Source organism: Streptomyces sp. NBC_01775 (assembly GCF_035917675.1).
Lineage (GTDB): Bacteria > Actinomycetota > Actinomycetes > Streptomycetales > Streptomycetaceae > Streptomyces.
In genome coordinates, this window is record NZ_CP109104.1 from 3,323,463 (window position 1) to 3,339,864 (window position 16,402).

The window sequence follows — 16,402 nt, forward strand, 5'->3', positions numbered from 1 at the left end:
CGCCGCCCGCCCGGCTGAGCGGGGCGGGCGGCGACGGTCACGGCCTGGGCCGGAGGTGCCTGTGCGCTACTTCTTCACGTAGAGCGACGTCGGGTTGAGGTCGTGCAGGGACTCGTCGAAGTAGACCCCGCCGATCTTCGACCCGTAGAGCTGGATCGCCTTGTAGTACTGGAGCGGCACCGCGGGGACGTCCTCCTTGAGGATCTTGTCCGCGAGCTTCTGCCACTCATCGGCCGCCTTGTTCGGGTTGGACATGGCCCGGATGCGGTCCATCTCCTTCTCGAACTTCGGGTTCTTGTGGTGCGAGTAGTTCGCCGCGCCGTCCTGGACCTGACGGCCGTCGAACGTGTTGGGAACCACGGTCGAGGCACTCGGCCAGTCGGCACCCCACGAGTTGTGGTAGATGTCGTAGTTGTTCTTGACCTTGCCGATCTGGTCGTAGTACGTGTCGGCGATGATGTCCTTCTTCTGGACGTTGAAGCCGGCCTTCTTCAGGTTGTCCGTGACGGCGACGGAGAACTTCTGCCACTCGGGAGCGTTCTGGAAGGCGAAGGTGAGCTTCATGCCCTTCTTGCCGGACTGCTTCAGGAGCTTCTTCGCCTTGGCGACGTCACCCTGCGGCTTCTTCAGCTTGCCGAACGGGTCGGTGGGCTGCTGGCCCACCAGCGTCGGGCTGATGTAGTTGCCCGCCAGCTGGGCACCGCCGGAGCCGCCGAAGGCGGAGACGATGGACTGCGAGGGAATCGCGTAGGCGATGGCCTGCCGGACCTTCTTGTTCTTGATCCGGTCGTTGTTGATGTTCATGTAGCCGACGTAGGACTGGTACCCGGAGACCGAGCGCTTCTTGACGTCGGGGTTCGAGCGCACCTCCTGCATGCTGGAGGCGTCGACCTGGTTCGTGAAGCTCGTCGCGGTCTGGTTCTCACCCGAGTCCGACATCAGCCGCTTGGTGGAGTCCTCGAAGGAGACACCGAACTGGATGTCGAAGGCATCCGGATACTGGTTGCGCTGCGAGTCGGTGTTCGGGTCCCACTCCTTGTTCTTCACCAGCTTCATGCTCTTGCCGGACTTGAACGACTCGATCTTGTACGGACCCGAGGAGAGCGGCTTCTTGTCGTACTTCTCCTTGGTGTCCTTCTTCTCGGACACCACGCCGTAGCCCGCCATGGCCAGCGCGTAGGGCAGCTCGGCCTGCGGCTTCTTGAAGTGGAAGATGACCGTCTGGTCGTCCGGCGTCTCCAGCACGCTGTCCGGCAGGTGCTTGCCCTTGTACGGGCCGCCCTTGAGCAGCTTGCGGTAGTCGGTGCCGCCGGTGTCGGCCAGCCACTGCTGGATGAAGGTCGGACCCTCGCTGATGAACGGCGCGAAGGTCCGCTCGATGGTGTGACGGATGTCCTTCGAGGTGATGGCCGAGCCGTCCTCGAACTTGATGCCGTCCTTCAGCTTGTACGTCCAGGTCTTGCCGCCGTCGGACTTCTGACCGCTGTCGGTGGCGAGGTCACCGACGACCGAGTACTTGCCGTCGCTGTCCTTCTTGTAGTTGGTCAGCCGACGGTGGATCAGAGTGGAGAGCGCGCCTTCGTCGCTGACGTAGATCTGCGCGGGGTCCAGGTGTGCGTAGCTGTCGCGCTGGAGCACCTTGATGGTGCCGCCGGGCTTGGCGCCCTTGACCTCGGGAGCCGGGCCCTTGGAGGCAGCGGTGTCGGCGAAGGTGTAGGAGACGTCCTCGCCCTGCTTCTTGGCCTTGGTGTCCCCGCCGTCGTCCCCGCCCCCGCCACTGCTGCAGCCGGTGAGGAACAGCGCACCGGCGGCGAGCGCCGCGAGGGGGGCGCGCACCGTGCGTATGGTCACTCTGCTCATGGTGGTCTCTGCACCTGCCTGTCGGTTGTCCGTCGCTGCCTGACTGATGCCGTACGGGGTGGCAGCGCCCCCCACCACTCGGTCGCGGCGGGCTGTCATCGGCCCGACTTCGGGTCGAACGCGTCCCTGACCGAGTCTCCGAGCAGGTTGAATGCGAGGATGAAGATCACCATCGCGCCGCCCGGAAAGAACATGTAGGTGATGTCGCTCTGGTAGATATCGGCCCCTGTCGCGAACATCCGGCCCCAGTCCGGGACGGGTTCGGGCATGCCGACGCCGAGGAACGACAGACCCGCGATGGCGGTCACGTTGTTCGGCAGCATGTAGGTGGACTGCACCAGGATCGGCGTCACCAGGTTCGGCAGCAGTTCTTTGCGGATGATCCGGCCGGGCGGAGTGCCCGCCACCTTCGCCGCCTCGACGAACTCCCGCTCACGCAGTGAGAGCGTCTGGCCGCGCAGCAGCCGCGCGAGGGTCATCCAGCCCAGCAGCCACATGACGTAGATCAGCACGCAGGCGCGCATCCACGTCGGCATCTGGTCCTGCGGGTCGACGAACAGCGCCATGACGACCGGGGTGAAGGCGATGAAGAAGAGCTGGTTCGGGAACGACATCATCAAGTCGGTCAGCCGGCCGAGGAAGTAGTCGGTCCGGCCCCCGAGGTAGCCACCGGCGACGCCGATCACGATGGCGGTGATCACCGAGAGCAGGGTGATGGCGATCGCGAGCGAGAGCGAGGTGCGGATGCCGTAGACGAGCTGCATGAACACGTCGCGGCCCAGGTCGGGCTCGATGCCGAACCAGTACTCAGAGCTGATCCCGCCGTTGGGCTTGACCGGGTAGCCGTTGTCGTTCAGCAGCCCCGGGATCGTCTGCCCGTAACGGGTGTACGCATCCTTGCCGTACAGCTTGGAGATCACCGGGGCCAGCGCCGCGATCAGGCAGAAGGCGAGCACGATGCAGGCCGAGATGACCCCCGTGCGGTCGCGCTTGAAGCGGATCCACATGAGCTGCCCGGGTGAGCGGCCCACCAGTGCGTTCTTCTGTTCAACTCGCGTAGAACTCAGACCCGCGTCATCGGGGCCAGGAGTATCGGCCCCGGCTGTCGCAGCCTGGGAAGGACTCGTCATCGCGTTGTGCTCCCGCGCTCAATTCTCGCCGGAACCCGAATCGCTGGCAGTGATGCGGGCTGGGTTGAGCGGACTTTCGCAACTCAATTAACCCGGAGTCAAGGGGTGTTGGACGCAACGACGCCGGTCGCGTGCTTTCTTGAGCGAACATTACGCAGATCGAGGTCTCTACGTGCTTGACAGCTCTGAGCAGGAGGCGACATAGCAACATAAGTCAGCAGCAAACGCCTTAACAGCCCTGCAACTTGGCCGTCGTCTGCCCGATATCCGAATCCACCACCCTGAAGTCCGTACGGCCCCACGCCCCCCTGCCACTCGGCGGCCCCGTCCCCGGGGCGCCCAGGGGTGCCGATCTCATGCGCGAGCCGTGCGAATCGTGCGAACATAAGTATGCGGTCGCATGTTCGTCGCTCCCGGACCAGAACGACGCGTGTTGCCGGGGCGACGATCACCGGTAGGTCTGGAGCGTCGCGAATCCGCATCCACGGGGGGCCAAGCGCCATGAGCCAGGACAGAACACTCGCGCGCGGTGCGCGCGTCTTCGGGGCTGTGCTGATCGCCGCGCTCGCGCTCATCAGCCTGGGCTGGATAATTCGCGACTTCACCAAGGCCAACGAGGTGACCGACGTCTGGTGGAACTGGACGGGTCTGCTGGCCCGCTCCGAGGACGGCATCTGGGTCGCCTCGTTCATCGAGCCGATGTTGCTGCTGCTCTACGCGGTCGCCGCCGTGACCGCCGTCCGCTCCTCCTCGGCCACCGGGATACTCATCGGCACGGGCGTGCTCACGGTGGTGCTGCGCACCCCGGGGCTGTGGAACCTCAACGCCGACTGGATGCAGGGCGTCTCGGACGGCCTGATGAGCAAGGTGCTCTCCAGCACCGTCGCGGCAGTGGCGATCGGCGCCGTGCTGATCATCACGGCCATCGCCGGCCGCCGCCCCACGCAGCCGCCTCCCGGAGGCTACGGATACGGCTTCCCGCCCCCCACCGACCCCGCCGAGGAGCCGCCGGCCCGGCCCACGAGGAGTGGCGCCATTGCCGCCTTCCTGATGCTGGGGTCCGGCGCGGCCGTGCTCGCGGCGTGGGAGATCCGCACCTGGGAGCGGGCCGGCTGGGACCGCTACGAGCGGATGCTGACCGGTGAGCGCTCGATCATACGGCTGCTGGACGTGCCGCCCGCCTGGGCGACGTGGACGGTCGTCCTCGTGGCCCTGGTCGCGGCCGTCGGGGCACTGGCCGGGGCGCCCTTCTCCCGTCCGCTGGGCCTGATCGTCGCGGCGCCGCTGCTGGCCTTCGGCGTCTCCGCCGTCGCCTACGCCCTCAAGATCGACATGATCGAGCACTTCGCCGAAGTCAGCATCGAGGAGCGGCTGCGCCTGCTCACCAACGTGTTCGAGGTCGTCGTGGGTGCCGCGGTGCTGCTGGTTCTGGCCAGGGGCGAGCGGGGTGACCCGCAGACGGTGTCCGACTACCGGGGCCGCGCCGCAGCACCGTACGCGGCGTCCCCGCCGAGCTCGTAACGCGCAGCGCCCGGCCGGTGCGATGCGGTGCGATGCGATGTGCCCGGACCGATGCCGGCGTCCGGCTGATGCGGGTGCTCCGCCGGTGAGCGCGCTCAGTCCGTCGACCGGGGGATGACCGTCGAGCGTTCGGCGGCGAAGTGGCAGGCCGACGGGTGATGCACCGCCTCCTCCTGTGCGGTCCCGGCGAAGTTCTCGGGCACGGCCAGCAGCGGCTCCTCGACGACGCAGCGCTGCTGGGCCTTCCAGCACCGGGTGCGGAAGTGGCAGCCCGACGGCGGGTTGGCCGGGGAGGGGACGTCGCCCTCCAGCACGATGCGCTCGCGTACGGCCTCCGCCTCGGGGTCGGGAACCGGGACGGCCGAGAGCAGGGCCTGGGTGTAGGGGTGCGTGGGGTGTTCGTAGATCTCCTCTTCCGTACCGATCTCCACGAGCTTGCCCAGGTACATCACCCCCACCCGGTCGGAGATGTGCCGCACCACGGACAGGTCGTGCGCGATGAAGATGTAGGAGAGCCCGAATTCCTCCTGGAGCCGGGCCATCAGGTTGACGACCTGAGCCTGGACCGAGACGTCCAGCGCCGAGACCGGCTCGTCCGCGACGATGATCTCGGGGCGGAGGGCCAGCCCGCGCGCGATACCGATGCGCTGCCGCTGGCCGCCGCTGAACTGGTGCGGGTAGCGGTTGATGTACTCGGGATTCAGCCCGACCACATCCAGCAGCTCCCGCACCCTGCGCCGCCGGTCGCCCTTGGGAGCCACCTCGGGGTGGATGTCATAGGGCTCGCCGATGATGTCACCGACCGTCATGCGCGGATTGAGCGAGGTGTAGGGATCCTGGAAGACCATCTGGATGTTGCGGCGCACGGCCTTCAGCGCGCGGCCCGAGAGCTTGGTGATGTCCTCGCCCTTGTACCGGATGGTGCCCGAGGTGGGCTGTTCGAGGTGGGTCACGAGCTTGGCGACGGTGGACTTGCCGCAGCCCGACTCCCCCACGATGCCCAGCGTCTCGCCCTTGTGCAGGTCGAAGGAGATGCCGTCCACGGCCTTGACCGCGCCGACCTGCCGCTTGAAGAGGATGCCCTGGGTGAGGGGGAAGTGCTTGACCAGGTCCCGCACCTCCAAGATGGCCTCGCCCGGCGCGTAGGCGCTCTTGGCACGCGACCCGGCCGGCAGGCGGTGCGCCGTACCGCCCTCCTCCCCGGCCTCCCCGGCCTCCCCGGCCTCCTCGCTCCCCGAGTGGTCAGCGGACATCGGGCATCTCCTTCCAGAAGTGGCACGCGCTGGCCCGGTCCGCGGAGACCTCGTACAGCGGTGGATCGTCCGTGCGGCACACCGGGCGCGCCATGGGGCAGCGCGGGTTGAAGGCGCAGGCGGGCGGGATCTCCAGCAGGCTGGGCGGCATCCCCTTGATGGCGTTGAGCTGGTGCCCCTTCTGGTCGAGGCGGGGGATGGAATCGAGCAGGCCGCGGGTGTAGGGGTGGGCGGGGGCGCGGTAGAGCTCCTTGACGGGCGCGGTCTCCACGATGCGGCCCGCGTACATCACCGCGATCTTGTCGGCCACATCCGCGACCACCCCCAGGTCATGGGTGATCAGAATGAGCCCCATGTTGAACTCCCGCTGCAACTCGGCGAGCAGTTCCATCACCTGCGCCTGAACCGTCACGTCCAAAGCCGTCGTCGGCTCGTCCGCGATGATCAGATCCGGCTCCAGCGCCAGCGCCATCGCGATCATGATCCGCTGCCGCATCCCCCCGCTGAACTGGTGCGGGTAGTCGTTCACGCGTTCGCGCGCCGCCGGAATGCGGACCCGCTCCATCAGCTCCATGGCCTTGGCCTTGGCCTCCTTGCGGGAGGCGTCCTGGTGCACCCGGAACATCTCGCCGAGCTGATAGCCCACCGTCAGCACCGGGTTGAGCGAGGAGAGCGCGTCCTGGAAGATCATGGCCATCCGGGAGCCGCGGACCTTGCGGCGCTCCTCCTCGGGCAGCGTCAGCAGGTCCCGCCCCTGGAAGAGGATCTCCCCGCTGGGGATACGTCCCGGCGGCATGTCGAGGATGCCCATGACGGCCTGCGCGGTGACGGACTTGCCCGAGCCCGACTCGCCCAGCACGGCCAGGGTCTCGCCCTCCTCCACGCTGTAGCTGACGCCGTTGACCGCCTTGGCGACACCGTCGCGGGTGTGGAACTCGACGTGGAGGTCCCGCACTTCGAGCAGGCTCACTGCGTCACCTCAGCTTCGGGTCGAGGGCGTCGCGCACGGCGTCGCCGAGCATGATGAACGCCAGCACGGTGACGCTGAGCGCTGCGGCCGGATAGATGAGGATGTGCGGCGCGTTGCGGAACTGCATGCCTTCGGAGGCGGCGGAGATGTCGGCGCCCCAGGAGATGGTGGGCGGCTGGAGGCCGACGCCGAGGTAGCTGAGAGTGGCCTCCAGCGCGATGTAGGTGCCCAGCGCGATGGTCGCGGTCACGATCACGGGCGCGATGGCGTTGGGCATGATGTGCCGCACCATCATCCGGGCGTTGCCGGCGCCCAGGGCCCGGGCCGCCTGGACGTAGTCGTTCTGCTTGGCGGTGATGACCGCTCCGCGTGCGATACGGGCGACCTGCGGCCAGCCGAGCAGCACGATGAAGGAGACCACCGTCCACACCGAGCGGCTGCCGGTCATGGAGAGGAAGACCAGCCCGCCCAGGACGATCGGGATCCCGAAGAAGACGTCGGTCACCCGCGAGAGGAGCGCGTCCCACGCCCCGCCGAAGAACCCGGCCAGCCCGCCGAGCAGACTGCCCAGGACGGCGACCCCGAGCGTGGAGCAGACACCGACCGTGACGGACGTACGAGCGCCGTAGACCACGCGGGTGTAGACGTCACAGCCCTGGGTGTCGTACCCGAACCAGTGTCCGGCCGAGGCCTCGTTGAGGGAGCGGCCCAGGCGGCAGGAGAGCGGGTCCTGGCTGGCGATCAGCTGCGGCCACAGGGAGATGAGGACCAGAAAGGCGATCAGCAGGCCCGCGATGACGAACACCGGATTCCGGCTCAGGTCGTGCCAGGCGTCGGACCACAGGCTGCGCCCCTTCTTCCGAGGCCCCCGCCCGTCGCCTCCCTCCAGCCCGGCCCCCTCGCTCTCCGCCAGCTCCATGGCCCCGCCGGGCCCCCCGACGGCGGGCATCCCCTTCATGTGCGGGCTCCCGGGTTCTCTCCCGCCGCGACGGCGGTGACGGGCGCGCGAGGGGCCGGCCGGCAGTCGGGGAAGTCAGGGCGGGAGGACGGGTCACGCATAACGGATCCTCGGGTCGAGCACGGCGTAGAGGAGGTCGACGAGCAGGTTCGCGAGCAGGAAGACGATGACGAGGATCGTCACGAAGCCGACGACCGTCGGTGAGTTCTGGCGGACGACGCCCTGCCACAGCTGGAAGCCGACGCCCTGGATGTTGAAGATCCGCTCGGTCACCAGCGCGCCCGCCATCAGGTTGCCGACGTCCGTGCCGAGGAAGGTGACAACGGGGATCAGCGAGTTGCGCAGCAGATGCCGCACGGTCACCCGGCTCCGGGACAGGCCCTTGGCGATGGCGGTACGCACATAGTCGGCACGGGCGTTCTCCGCGATGGACGTACGGGTCAGCCGGGTGACGTAGGCGAGCGAGACCAGCGCGAGCACGAGCCCCGGCAGCAGCAGTTCGTTCACCGGCGCCTCGGGCGAGACGGCCGGCCGGATCCAGCCCCACTTCACGCCGAAGAGGTACTGCGCGAGGGTGCCGGTCACAAAGGTCGGTACGGAGATGACGACGAGGGTCAGCATCAGCACCGAGGTGTCGATGGGCCGCCCGCGCCGCAGCCCGGTGAGCACGCCGAGGGTGATGCCGATGATGATTTCGAAGACGATCGCGATGATCGCCAGCCGGATGGTGATCGGGAAGGCGTTCGCCATCAGTTCCGTCACCGGCTGGCCGGTAAAGGCGTTGCCGAAGTCGCCGGTGAAGATCTTTCCCATGTAGAGCACGTACTGCTGCCACAGGGGCTTGTCGAGGTTGAACTCCGAGCGCAGTTGGGCCGCCGTGGCGGGGTCGGGGGCCCGGTCGCCGAACATCGCGTTGACCGGGTCCCCGACGGCGTACACCATCACGAAGATGAGAAAGGTGGTTCCGATGAAGACCGGAATCATCTGGAGCAGTCGTCTGATGACGTAGCGCCCCACCTCGGGTCACTTGACCTTGATGTCGGTGAAGACCGGCACGGAGAAGGGGTTGAGCTTGACGTTGCTGACGCGGTCCGAGTATCCGGCATTGCCGTTCTGGTACCACAGCGGAATGGCGGGCAGCTGCTCCAGAATGAGCTTCTCGGCCTGCTGGAACGTGGGGACGGCGGCGCTCTCCTGGGAGGAGTTCGCCTTGTCCATCAGCTTGTCGGCCGCCGGGTCGGAGAAGTGCGAGTCATTCGACGAGGCGTCCGTGTAGTAGAGCGGCTGGATGAAGTTCTGGATCAGCGGATAGTCCATCTGCCAGCCGGTCCTGAACATCCCCTTCATCTTCTTGTCGGAGATGTTGTTGCGGAACTCGCTGAAGGTCGGCACCGGGTCGACGGCGCAGGCGTTGTTCTTGCCGAGCGTGTCGTTGATGCTGTTGCAGACCGCTTCCATCCACTGCCGGTGGGAGCCGGTGTCCACGTTCGAGGTGAGCTTGATCTTGCCGCCGGGCAGGCCGCCGCCCTGCTTGATCAGCTGCTTGGCGCGCTTGGGGTTGAAGGTGCAGGTCTCCCCGCACAGCCCGGCCTTGTAGCCGCCGGCCGCCTTCAGCACGGGTGAGGTCAGGTCGGTCGCGGGCTCGCGGGTGCCGTGGTAGATCTTCTCGGTCACCTCTTTACGGTCGATGGCCATGGAAAGGCCGCGCCGCACCAGAACCGCCTTCTTGCCCTGCCACTTCTTGTCGTACATCGGAAAGGAAACAGACTGCGTGATCCCGGCGGGCTGGTTGATGTACCGCCCGTCCAGGTCCCGCTTGGCGTTCTTCAGCTGACCGGCGGGGAGTTCGTCGACCACATCGAGATTACCGGCCTGGAGGTCGGTGTACCCGGTGTTCTGGTCGGTGTAGACCTTCAGCTCGACGCCCTTGTTCCGAGGCTTGTCCGGCCCTCTGTAGTGCTTGTTCCTGGACAGCTTCATCGACTGCCCCTTGGTGTACGAATCCACCTGGTAAGGCCCGTTCCCCACAGGCTTCTTCAGCCATTCACCGTGATCGGAGAAGAACATCTTGGGCAGCGGCGCATAGGCGCTGTATCCCAGCGTGTCGGGCCAGAGCGAGAACTTCTGGTTGAGCTTCACGGTAAAGGTAAGTTTATCCTTCACCTTCAGCCCCGACATGGTCTTCGCCTTCGGCTTCCCCTTTTCCGGGTGCACATCCTCGTAACCGTCGATGTACTGGAAGAAGTAGGAGCTCACCTGCTTGTTGGTGGTGAGCGCGCCGTAGTTCCAGGCATCCACGAAGGACTTGGCGGTGACCGCAGTACCGTCGGAGAACTTCCAGCCCTTCCTGAGCTTGACGGTGAAATTCCGCTGGTCGCTGCTGTCGATCGACTGCGCGACAGCGTTCTCCGCCCTACCGCTGACCGGGTTGTACTTCTTGAGCCCCCGGAAGGCCATGTCGAGGACCTTGCCGCCTTGTACTTCGTTGGTGTTCGCGGGCTCGACCGGGTGCTGGGGATCGGTCCAGAACGCGCGGACGACCCCCTCCCCGGAGCCACCGCCAACGCCGGCACCCCCTCCCGAGCCGCCCCCGCAGGCCGTGGCCGTGAGGGCGACCGCCACGGCGGCGGTGAGCGACCTGCCGGTCCAGATGACGCGGACGGCTCCACGCATGGGTGCCTCCTAGGTGCGCTGTTGGATTCAGTCCGACGAGAACCCACATAACACCTTTTGTCCCACAAACCCCCGCTGACCTGCCCAAGCCCAGACAGTCGACACCCATTCGGCCCCACCTCGGATGTTGCCCGGGGGGTCCTAGGGGGGCGGAGCCCCCGTAGCGGGGGGCAGTTGGGTGGGGTCCCCCCGGCCGGAGGCTGGGGGAGGAGCCGCCCCAACGCCCGGCCGGCGAGGCCAAAGGGGCCTGGGGGGGCGAAGCCCCCAACAACGGCTAGTCAGAAGGGACACAGCCCCATCAAAACCGGGTCAACAGAGACAAAGCCCCAAGACGGGCCACCAGGGGCGAAGCCCCAGAAACGAGAAGGGGTCGCACCCACCAGGGTGCGACCCCTACACGACCGAAGGTCACAAGCGGAGCGTCACCGCTTGGCCCGCGCCGCAGCCCTCCCCCGCTCCTTCATGTCCAAGTTCACCTTGCGAATGCGAATGGTCTCCGGGGTGACCTCGATGCACTCGTCCTCCCGGCAGAACTCCAACGACTGCTCCAGCGAGAGCTTCCGCGGCGGCACCAGGTTCTCCGTGGTGTCGGCGGAAGCCGCCCGCATGTTGGTCATCTTCTTTTCCTTGGTGATGTTGACGTCCATGTCGTCGGAGCGGGAGTTCTCGCCGACGAGCATGCCCTCGTACACCTCGGTGCCCGGCTCGATGAAGATCGTGCCGCGCTCCTGGAGATTCATCATGGCGAACGGTGTCGCCTTGCCCGCCCTGTCGGCGACCAGCGAGCCGCTGTGGCGCGTGCGCAGCTCGCCGAACCACGGCTCGTGCCCCTCGAAGAGCGAGTGCGCGATGCCGGTGCCGCGGGTCTCGGTCAGGAACTCCGTACGGAAGCCGATCAGGCCGCGCGCGGGCACGATCCACTCCATACGCACCCAGCCGGAGCCGTGGTTGGTCATCGTCTCCATACGGCCCTTGCGGGTGGCCATGAGCTGCGTGATCGCGCCCAGGTGCTCCTCGGGCGCGTCGATCGTCATGCGCTCGATCGGCTCGTGCAGCTTGCCGTCGATCTCGCGCGTGACGACCTCGGGCTTGCCGACCGTCAGCTCGAAGCCCTCGCGGCGCATCGTCTCGACCAGGATGGCCAGGGCCAGCTCGCCGCGGCCCTGCACCTCCCAGGTGTCGGGGCGCTCGGTGGGCAGCACGCGCAGCGAGACGTTACCGACCAGCTCGCGATCCAGCCGGTCCTTCACGAGCCGCGCCGTGACCTTGTGGCCCTTGCCGCCCTTGCCGACCAGCGGCGAGTTGTTCGTACCGATGGTCATGGAGATCGCGGGCTCGTCCACCGTGATCAGCGGGAGCGCCACCGCGTTCTCCGGGTCGGCGAGCGTCTCGCCGATCATGATGTCCGGGATACCGGCCACCGCGCAGATGTCGCCGGGGCCGGCCTTCTCCGCGGGCTTGCGGGTCAGGGCCTCGGTCATCATCAGCTCGGTGATCCGCACGTTCTGGACCGAGCCGTCGCGCTTCATCCAGGCCACGGTCTGGCCCTTCTTCAGCTCGCCCGCCTCGACGCGCAGCAGCGCGATACGGCCCAGGAAGTTGTCCGCGTCGAGGTTGGTGACGTGCGCCTGGAGCGGCGCGTCCGCCTCGTACACCGGTGCCGGCACCGTCTCCAGCAGCGTCGTGAAGAACGGCTCCACGGTGGTGCTGTCCGAGGGCACCTCGCCGTCGGCGGGCTGCGTCAGCGAGGCGATGCCGTCGCGGGCGCAGGCGTAGACGATCGGGAACTCGATCTGCTCCTCGTCCGCGTCCAGGTCCAGGAACAGGTCGTAGGTCTCGTCCACGACGGCGGCGATGCGGGCGTCGGACCGGTCCGTCTTGTTGATGCACAGGATGACGGGGAGGCGGGCCTCCAGCGCCTTGCGCAGCACGAAGCGGGTCTGCGGCAGCGGGCCCTCGGAGGCGTCCACCAGCAGCACGACCGCGTCCACCATCGAGAGCCCGCGCTCGACCTCGCCGCCGAAGTCGGCGTGGCCGGGGGTGTCGATGATGTTGATGGTGACGGGGTCGCCACCGTCCTTGGGGTGGTACTTGATGGCGGTGTTCTTCGCGAGAATGGTGATGCCCTTCTCGCGCTCAAGATCGTTGGAGTCCATCATCCGGTCGTCCACGGACTCCAGCTGATGGGCCGCGAAGGCCCCCGCCTGCTTGAGCATGGCATCGACCAGAGTTGTCTTGCCGTGGTCGACGTGAGCGACGATGGCGACGTTACGGATGTCGTGACGCGTGGGCATGCTGGGGCGTGTCTCCCGGGTTGCTGGATGGGGCCGCGCGCTCCGCGCTGCGGGACCTGCGCGCCCTCTTCGCCGGGCACATCTCGCCACGGCCTCGTCAACCATGGTACGGGGCCGCGCGCGAAGCGCCGGACGGGGCCGATGTACGGCGCCGTCCGGCGCTCGTCGTCGCTGGTCGGGGGCCTCCCCGGGCCCCGGCCGGGCCCGGCGGATCCGGAGGCGAGCCCGAGGCGGGCCAGAAGACGAGACCGAGGCGAGACCGAAGGCGAGACCGAAGACCGGGGCTAGCCCTTGTGGTACCCGATGTCCTGGTACCGGGGGGTGGCGAAGCCGAACGCTCCGGCGTTGGCCAGTGCGCGCCTGGCCGCCACCAGCTGCGGGCGCTGGTAGAGCGGCACGGAGCCGGCCACCGCCCAGATCCGGGCGTCCGCCTTCCCCACCAGCTCGCGGCGACGGCCGTCGTCCAGCTCGCCGGCCGCCTGCTCGAAGAGCTGGTCGATCTGGTCGGTGCCGATCCGCGCGTAGTTCTGTTCGACCAGCAGCGAGCCGTCGGCCGCGGGCTGCGGCTTGGAGAAGATCGGCTTCGTCTCGGTCGCCGGGTAGGCGGAAGCGGGCCACGAGAAGAGCGCGAGATCGTACTCGCCCGCCGCGATGTGGTCCTTGAAGTAACTCTCGTTCGGGACTTCCTTGATCTGGGTGCGGATCCCGACGCCGTTGAGCATGTCCGCGATGCGCTCGCCCGAGACCCGGATCGGCGCGGAGCCCGGGCCGCCCGGCAGGACGAAGCGCAGCGCGAGCGGCTTGCCGTTCTTGGTCCGTACGGCCATGGACTTGCCGCGCGTGAGCAGCTGGAGTTCGCCCGCCGTCGCGCGGACGTTCTGCGCGGTGGCCAGCGCGGCGCGGGCCCGGCTCAGCTTGCGCGGGGAGCGGAGGAGCCGGGCCTGCTCCAGATCGGCGTGCGCGGCCTGCGCGAGGAGGGCGCCGCGCTGGCTGGTGGCGGAGGCCGCGAGGCTGAGCGGCTTGCCGGTGACCCGGGCCATCTGGGCGCGGGTGAGCCGTACGACGGACGCCTCGGCCTCGGCGCGGTAGGGCGCCGAGGCGCCTGCGTCGGGGGAGGACGCCTCGCCGGGCGGCGCGGCCGGGCCGCCGCCCGGCTTCTTGCCGTGCCTGCCGTCCTTGCCGTGCTTGCCGTGGCCCTTCTTGCCGCCGGGCTTCTTCGCGCCCGCGGCCTTGCCCTGGAGGAGCGAGCCGCCGGTCTTCCAGCCCGCGTCGGCCAGCAGCGACTGGGCGGAGTCGATGTCCATGCCGCCCGCCGCGTCGCTGTTGTCCTTGTAGCCGTCCTGGTTGGCCATCCGCAGATGGTTGCCCAGCGGCTCGTCGGGGAGGCCGACGCGGCCGAGCGCCTTGTGGGCCAGCTCGTCCCGGTCGAGAGCGCGGGCCACGGCGCGGCGTACCCGGTCATCGGCGAGGGGGCCGCTGGAGCCGTTGAGGGAGAGCTGGGTGTAGGCCGAGTCGAGGGCCTTGCGCACCTCGTACTTCCGGAGCGCCTTGCCGAGGCCCTTCGGGAGCGCCGCGGCCCGCCTCCGGGCGGCGCGCTCGGCCTTGTGGGCCTTGTGCTCGGCCTTGTGGGCCTGCTTGTCCCCGTGGCGGGTGCGGGGGCGCTGGGGGCCGCCGAGGTGGTGCGCGGCACCGATCCTCCTGGCCGACGCCTCGTCCACGTCGGCCAGGTCCAGCTTCCCGTTCGCCAGTGCCTTGGCCCGCTTGTGGCGGGGTACGGCCTTCAGCTCGATACGGCTCAGCTTCGCGCGCTCGCCCCACCAGTGCGGATTGCGCTCCAGAACGGTGGTGCCACGCTTGCCGCCCTGGCCCTTGGCGCCGCCTGCCTTGCCCGCGACCCGGAAGGGTCCGGCCGCGGCGGGGAGCGCGTCGCGGGTCCTGTCGTTGAACGCCTTCGGGCTGCGCATGGCCTGGCGGGGGTAGAGCGGGGTGAACAGGGAGCGCCAGTCCGCGTAGGGCTTGGCGAAGACGACCTTGACCTCGCGGGCCCCCTCCCCCCTGGTGACGCTGCGGATCCGGTCGTACCCGGCGTTCCGCGCCGCCCAGTACGCGTCGTCCTTGCCGCGCAGCGCCTTCCACTGGGCGCGGAAATCGGCCGTGCTCACGGCCCGGCCGTTGTTCCAGCGCGCCCTGTGGCTGAGCTTGTAGACGACGGTCTGGCGCGGCTCGGTCTTGGTGACCTCGGCCGAGCGCAGATAGTCCTCGTTGGCCTGCGGCGCCCCTTGTTCGTCGAGGGTGAAGAGGGAGGGGAGGGTGGCGCCGGTGACCTTGGCCGTCGCCTCGCCCGCGTCGGGCTGGAAGGCGTTGAAGGTGGTGGGTGCCGCGTCCACCGCCCAGCGCACGGTGCCGCCCGAGGAGACCTCCTGCCGGTCGGTCGTGCGGATGTCGCCCGTCGCGTCGTGGGCGGCGCCCGCCTGGGCCCCGGTGGCCGTGCCCGCTCCGGCGAGCGGGAGCGGAAGCAGCGCCCCCGCGACGAGTACGGCGCTCGTCCTGCGGAAGGTTCGTGCGGTCCGGAGGGCTCCCGTCCGCCGGTTCCGGAAGGCTCCCCTCCGCCGGGTGACTCTCGCTGACGGGGCCGGCTTCGCTGGCCCGTCTGATTCGGCTGGGACGGCTCGCATCTGAAACCTCCAGGGCTTGCCGCGCATCCGCGTACGTCCACCCTCAGCGGTTTTGGCGGCTCATCACATCTTTCGCCCCACTGAAGGCGCTCCCGCGCGGGAGACCCCGCAGACACGGCGCACGGACCCCGCACGCCACCCATGCGGAGCACGCCACTCCGCCGCGCGGCGGCACCCCGGCCACGGCCCCTGGCAGCCCCGGCGCGGGGCCCGGGCACGGCCCCCGACGCGGCACCCGGACCCCGCTCCGGCTGCCGCCCCGGACGGCCGCCTCGCAGCGGCTCGCTGAAACCGCCCGTCACAGCGGCCCGTCACATCGCCTCGGTCAGCTCCTGTCTCCATACCGGAGGCTGCTCGCCGTACAGATCCGTCCAGTACTCCGTTGCCGCGGTGATACGGCCGTCGTGGACGGTCCAGAACGAGGCGGCGCGGAAGATGCCCAACTCCGTGTGCGGCACCTCGACTTCGGAGACGACCTCGGCGGGCCGGCCGGGCTCCTGCTCACCCTGCGCGACGATCCGCAGGACCCGTATGGACCAGCCCTCCGGATACTCGCTCTGGACCGCGACGAAATTCGCCCGCCCCACGATCCGCTCGCCGCTGACCGGCCACTCCACGACGACGTCCGCCGCTACCAGCCGCTCCATCCCCGGCCAGTCCCTGGCATCTATCCGCTCCCACAGCTGCGTCACCACGTCCACAGGTCTCATGCCGTGGAGTCTGGCAGCCGCCTTCGACAACCGACCGCCTCCGCCCGCCGCCCCGCCTCCCCCGGCCGCCCGCCTCCGACAGCCAGGGGCCGGCCGCCCGCGAGCGTGCCCCGGGGGTGGCGGGGGCGGGTGTGAATAGCGGGGTGAACTTCCGGGTTCTCGCATGGATTTCGTAAAAGCGGAAGCGGCCATTGCGGCGAACTCCATGAATAATTCTCGTCATTTCACTCATTCGGGCCGCAAAGCAGAAATCCATGGACTGGGGGGTCGGCTTTCGTGGATGCTTCACGGCAGGTCATGGAGGGCGCCGCGGCGGGCGAGGAGGAAGCGATGCGGGAGGTAAGTGTTAACTGGGCCC

General features: G+C 68.5%; 11 protein-coding genes. 1 reads left to right on the top strand and 10 read right to left on the bottom strand.

Annotated elements, in window-relative coordinates; genetic code table 11:
• Nucleotides 1-66: 66 nt before the first annotated feature.
• Together OHB04_RS14800 and OHB04_RS14805 are read right to left on the bottom strand one after the other, a co-directional pair.
• Complete coding sequence (locus OHB04_RS14800; RefSeq protein WP_326807589.1) at nt 67-1,860, bottom strand: ABC transporter substrate-binding protein; 1,794 nt, start codon at nt 1,858-1,860, stop codon at nt 67-69.
• A 95-nt stretch (nt 1,861-1,955) separates the two neighbouring features.
• Complete coding sequence (locus tag OHB04_RS14805) at nt 1,956-2,990, bottom strand: ABC transporter permease (RefSeq protein WP_326688150.1); 1,035 nt, start codon at nt 2,988-2,990, stop codon at nt 1,956-1,958.
• 501 nt (nt 2,991-3,491) lie between these two features.
• Between OHB04_RS14805 and OHB04_RS14810 the strand changes: the two genes are divergently transcribed.
• Entirely contained in the window at nt 3,492-4,511 is a 1,020-nt protein-coding gene (locus OHB04_RS14810) for a hypothetical protein (protein ID WP_326807590.1), read from the top strand.
• A gap of 95 nt (nt 4,512-4,606) precedes the next feature.
• On the opposite strand, the gene OHB04_RS14815 is transcribed toward OHB04_RS14810, so the two are convergent.
• The 8 genes from OHB04_RS14815 to OHB04_RS14850 form a co-directional block, all read right to left on the bottom strand.
• Nucleotides 4,607-5,764, bottom strand: a complete 1,158-nt coding sequence (locus OHB04_RS14815; protein WP_326807591.1) for an ABC transporter ATP-binding protein — start codon at nt 5,762-5,764, stop codon at nt 4,607-4,609.
• Nucleotides 5,754-6,734, bottom strand: coding sequence for an ABC transporter ATP-binding protein (locus tag OHB04_RS14820; protein ID WP_326688153.1), 981 nt, complete (start codon nt 6,732-6,734; stop codon nt 5,754-5,756). Before OHB04_RS14820 ends, OHB04_RS14815 begins: the two co-directional genes overlap by 11 nt.
• Before the next feature lie 4 nt (nt 6,735-6,738).
• Complete coding sequence (locus OHB04_RS14825; RefSeq protein WP_326807592.1) at nt 6,739-7,692, bottom strand: ABC transporter permease; 954 nt, start codon at nt 7,690-7,692, stop codon at nt 6,739-6,741.
• Between the two features lie 93 nt (nt 7,693-7,785).
• Nucleotides 7,786-8,709 (bottom strand): ABC transporter permease, encoded by a 924-nt coding sequence (locus OHB04_RS14830; protein WP_326688155.1) that lies wholly within the window; start codon nt 8,707-8,709, stop codon nt 7,786-7,788.
• Nucleotides 8,710-8,715: 6 nt separating this feature from the next.
• Complete coding sequence (locus OHB04_RS14835) at nt 8,716-10,365, bottom strand: peptide ABC transporter substrate-binding protein (RefSeq protein ID WP_326688156.1); 1,650 nt, start codon at nt 10,363-10,365, stop codon at nt 8,716-8,718.
• 422 nt (nt 10,366-10,787) lie between these two features.
• Complete coding sequence (gene typA / locus OHB04_RS14840) at nt 10,788-12,659, bottom strand: translational GTPase TypA (RefSeq protein WP_326688157.1); 1,872 nt, start codon at nt 12,657-12,659, stop codon at nt 10,788-10,790.
• Between the two features lie 284 nt (nt 12,660-12,943).
• On the bottom strand, nt 12,944-15,334 hold the full coding sequence (locus OHB04_RS14845) for an ABC transporter family substrate-binding protein (RefSeq protein WP_326807593.1): 2,391 nt from the start codon (nt 15,332-15,334) through the stop codon (nt 12,944-12,946).
• 311 nt (nt 15,335-15,645) lie between these two features.
• The gene (locus tag OHB04_RS14850) at nt 15,646-16,044 is read right to left on the bottom strand and encodes a nuclear transport factor 2 family protein (protein WP_326807594.1); all 399 of its coding nucleotides are present in this window, start codon (nt 16,042-16,044) and stop codon (nt 15,646-15,648) included.
• Nucleotides 16,045-16,402 lie beyond the last annotated feature (358 nt).